This is a genomic window from Enterobacter sp. RIT637, from assembly GCF_019718755.1.
Lineage (GTDB): Bacteria > Pseudomonadota > Gammaproteobacteria > Enterobacterales > Enterobacteriaceae > Enterobacter.
The window spans coordinates 1-543 of sequence record NZ_JAIHAZ010000159.1; the positions used below are offsets into that span (position 1 = coordinate 1).

Here is a 543-nt window from a genome sequence, read left to right on the forward strand (position 1 = left end):
GTATTCAAACGGCTTATATTCACGCCCGGTGGCAGCCGAGAAATCACTCATCGCCTGCTCAACGTGATCGTAAACCGCATTGTACCAGGGGTTGGTGGCTTCACGGGACTGGAAATAGGTGTCGGGGTTCGCGGAAGTGCCGCGAATAACCGGATGCTCCGGGTTCAGCGCGCGTGCGCGGTGGGCATCGATCTCGTCCTGCGGCATCAGCTCCAGAATCGTGTTGTCCGACAGCGGAACGATTTTATTAATTTCGTGAGAGGTGCGGAAACCATCGAAGAAATGAACAAACGGCACCCGGCTTTTTAGCGTCGCGATGTGGGAAATCAGCGCAAAGTCCTGGGCTTCCTGCACATTACTGGCACACAGCATGGCGCAGCCCGTCTGACGGACCGCCATCACATCCGAGTGGTCACCGAAAATCGACAGAGCATGGGTGGCAACGGTACGCGCTGCCACATGCAACACGAACGGCGTTAACTGCCCGGCGAGCTTGTACAGCGTGGGAATCATCAGCAGCAGACCCTGCGATGAGGTGAACGA

1 pseudogene is annotated in these 543 nt (G+C 56.9%); it reads right to left on the bottom strand.

Annotated features, from left to right (window positions below):
* Positions 1-543, bottom strand: a pseudogene (locus K5E19_RS23765) (pyruvate:ferredoxin (flavodoxin) oxidoreductase); the annotation flags it as partial.